Origin of the sequence: Mesorhizobium sp. M1E.F.Ca.ET.041.01.1.1, assembly GCF_003997355.1 — a bacterium.
GTDB lineage: Bacteria > Pseudomonadota > Alphaproteobacteria > Rhizobiales > Rhizobiaceae > Mesorhizobium.
In genome coordinates this window covers 1-3,609 of the sequence record NZ_RZSL01000587.1, presented here as the reverse complement: position 1 = coordinate 3,609, position 3,609 = coordinate 1, and the positions used below count along the sequence as shown (strand labels likewise).

The window sequence follows — 3,609 nt, the reverse complement described above, 5'->3', positions numbered from 1 at the left end:
GCGTTGGGGGCCGCCGGTTACCAGGACGGGGGGCCATGGAATCAGAAAATGCATAGGCCCTGGGACAATTATGCCAGCAGTTCGCGTTCTTGGGAACTGGTTCCAGCTTTAAATTCAAACGCCTATGGCCAAAATTGCACATCCGGGATGATCTTCACGCGCTTCCGCGACAGGAACCAGATCGGCCGTGCCGCGTCATAAAGACAGGTTCCTGTCGAGGAGCAGCACGATGATCAGGCTCCTTCTTGTCGTCGCGGTGGCGCTCGCGTTTGCATGCGGCGGGACGCAGGCAACAAAGCTGGACCTCGACGCTGTCAACCAAGCGCAATTCAGCGAAGGCGAACCGAAGGGCGTCGATCCGATGCTGCTCAAGGCGCAGATCCTTCTGGATCGCGCCCGCTTCTCCCCCGGCCTGATCGACGGCCGCCTTTCGGACAATTTTGCCAAGGCCGTCGCGGCCTTCCAGGCGGCGAGCGGATTGCCCTCGGACGGCAAGCTCACGCGCGAGACCTGGGACAAGCTCGCGGCGACGTTCGCCGGCCCGGTGCTGATCAACTACGAGGTCACGGCCAAGGACGTGCGCGGGCCTTTCACCAAGCGTATCCCCACCCGCATGGAGAGGATGGCGCACCTCAGGCGGCTCGGCTACCGCAACGCGCGGGAAAGACTGGCGGAGCGCTTCCATGTCAGCGAACAAGTGCTGCGGATGCTCAATCCCGGCAACGGTTTCAGGAAAGCCGACACGACCCTGGTCGTGCCCGATGTCGGCCGCGGCGATCCTCCAGCGGCCGTCGCGAGCGTCGAGGTCGACAAGGCGTCTCGCCAAGTGCGGGTGCTCGATCCGTCGGGCAGGCCGCTCGCGGTCTACCCCGCCTCGATCGGCAGCGAGGAAAAGCCGGCGCCGAGCGGCACGGCGGAGGTCCGGCGCGTGGTGCACAACCCGACCTATCGCTACAATCCGAAATTCGCCTTCAAAGGGGTCAGGAGCAAGCGGCCCTTCACCATCGCCAAGGGGCCGAACAATCCGGTGGGCTCGGTGTGGATCGATCTCTCCATCGAAAGCTACGGCATCCACGGCGCGCCCGAGCCCGGCAAGATCGGCACGACCTTCTCGCATGGCTGCATCCGGCTGACCAACTGGGACGCCGAAGACCTCGCTGCCATGGTCAAGCCGGGTACGAAGGTCGACTTCAAGGACGAGACCGCGCAGGACGGGCAAGCGCAGTGAAACGGCAGTCGTTGCGAACCTCTACCACCCCTGTTGCAAATCCGGCACGCCTTCGAGCTATATATTAGCGACTTCTTGACTAAATCGCCAACCGAACCACACTGCCGGTTGCGGCCATCCAAGGTCAGGGCGGGAACGCCTGAACCGGCGCGAGGCAGACGCCGCAGATCGACATGTGAGGAACCGCTATCATGCGCATGCGCTACTCAAGAATCTTTGCAGATTCAGACGGAGGATCACGCTTCGTTGATGTGGAGACAGAGCTCGAGCTTGGCTTTGCCGCGCCACCGGCCGAACCGCTTTACGCCGCGAAGCTGTCGCCCGCCTCGGAGGCTTTCTGGATGGGTGCGGTGCCGACCTGGAAAGGCGACGTCCCTCACACAGCCCCGCGTCGTATGGCCTTCGTAACAGTGCTAGGGGAGTATCAGATTACCGCCACCAGTGGCGAAACGAGGAAATTCCCCCCCGGAAGCGTGCTTCTCATCGAGGACACCACGGGGGCTGGCCACATGACCAGGAACATCAGCGCAGGTGACACAATCGTGCTCGCCGTCGCACTGGCAAGCCAGGCACAAGCGGTCAAAGAGAAAGCTGCCGGTGGCTAAGCCGACTGCCTGAGGTCCCACCAAGTCGGGAAAACTGCCGGGCGAACTGATGCATAAGCCATATTTATCATGACCCCAAATATTTGAAGTCGTTACATGGCCTTTTCGCGCCTGTAGCTTCGACAGCGGTCTTTCTCCGGACGCTCGAAAATTGGTGGTCTGATGCAAACACATGCGCGGGTGGTGGTCGTTGGCGGCGGGTGCGTCGGCGCGGGTATTCTCTATGGCCTGGCCAAGCGCGGCTGGACCGACGTCGCGCTGCTGGAGCGCACCCAGCTGACGGCCGGCTCGACCTGGCATGCGGCGGGCCTGATCCCAACCTACGCCCGCAACATCAATGTCGGCCGGATGATCAGGAAGACCATCGAGATCTATGAAGGGCTGGAGGCCGAGACGGGGCAGCCGGTCGGATGGCACAAATGCGGCCAGTTGCGCATCGCCAATTCCAGGGACCGGCTCGACGAATTCAAGAGCTATATGAGCGTGGCCGAAGTCCAGGGCATGCGAGCTGAGTTGCTGACGCCGGCCGAGGTCAGGGAACTTTGCCCGCTTCTTGACAACGACCATATGCTGGGCGCGCTCTACCACCCGGACGACGGCCATATCGCGCCGGCCGATGTGACGCATGCCATGGCCAAAGGCGCGCGGGATCTGGGTGCTAAGGTCTACTTGAACACCGAGGTCACTGGCTTCAAGCGGACGCCCAGTGGCGAGTGGCTCGTGCAGACGAACAAGGGCGACATCACTTGCGAGCACCTGATCTGCGCGACCGGCAATTACGCGCGCCAAACCGGCGCGCTGCTCGGCCTCGAAATCCCGGCGATTCCGATCCTGCACCAGTACTGGATCACCGAGGCCGTGCCGGAGATCGTGGAGCGCAAGCGCCAGGGTCGGCCCGAAATGCCGATCCTGCGCGACGAAGGGTTCGAGGGTTATCTGCGCGAGGAAGGCGACGGCCTGCTGTTCGGCCCTTACGAGCGGACCGCAAACCTGAAGCTCTTCGCCGAGGACGGCGTCCCTTCCTGGTTCGGCGCCGATCTCGTCGAGGAGGATTTCGAGGCAGTGTCGTGGAACTGGGAGCAGGCGCTGCAGCTCGTCCCGGCGCTGGGAAGCGTGGGCATCAAGGCCAATGTGCGCGGCCCCTTCCAGATGACGGCGGACGAGCTTCCGCTGATGGGACCGGCCTGGGGCCTGCCCAATGTCTGGCTGGCCGAGGGCGTGCCGGGCGGCATCCTGTGGGGCGGCACGATCGGCTACTATCTGTCGGAGCGGATCGTCGAGGGCGGCAACAGCCTGGACACTTCCGACCTCGATCCGCGCCGCTTCGGCGACTACGCCAACAAGGCCTGGACGCGCGAAAAGGTGCGCGAAGCCTGGGGCACCCATGCCGAGCAGAAATATCCTGGGCAGGACATGCCCGCCGCCCGTCCGCAGAAGACCGCGCCCTCCTATGACCGGCTGACCGAGCTCGGCGCGGTGTGGGGCATGCTCAACGGCTGGGAGATGCCCAACTGGTTCGCGCCGAAGGGCGTCGAGGCCAAGGACCAGTATAGCTGGCGCTGGACGCCCAAGGGCGTGTTCGTCGGCGAGGAAGTCCTGGCGGTGCGCAACGCCGTCGGCCTGGTCGAAATGACGCCGATGACCAAGTTCGAGGTGTCCGGACGAGGCGCGGCTGCATGGCTGGACAGGATCATCGCCAACCGCCTGCCCGCGGTCGGCAAGGTGACGCTGGCGCATCACCTCACGGCGAGAGGCGGCGTGCAGGCAGAGTACATG

The 3,609-nt window shown here is 63.9% G+C and carries 3 protein-coding genes; all 3 read left to right on the top strand.

Features of this window, described 5'->3' with window-relative positions; genetic code table 11:
* Positions 1-229: 229 nt before the first annotated feature.
* The gene (locus EOA38_RS30720) at positions 230-1,228 is read left to right on the top strand and encodes a L,D-transpeptidase (protein WP_127300995.1); all 999 of its coding nucleotides are present in this window, start codon (positions 230-232) and stop codon (positions 1,226-1,228) included.
* A 191-nt stretch (positions 1,229-1,419) separates the two neighbouring features.
* The gene (locus tag EOA38_RS30715) at positions 1,420-1,833 is read left to right on the top strand and encodes a cupin domain-containing protein (protein ID WP_126094692.1); all 414 of its coding nucleotides are present in this window, start codon (positions 1,420-1,422) and stop codon (positions 1,831-1,833) included.
* A 162-nt stretch (positions 1,834-1,995) separates the two neighbouring features.
* Positions 1,996-3,609 (top strand): FAD-dependent oxidoreductase (locus EOA38_RS30710; RefSeq protein ID WP_145966136.1); only part of this gene is annotated, 1,614 nt, incomplete at its 3' end.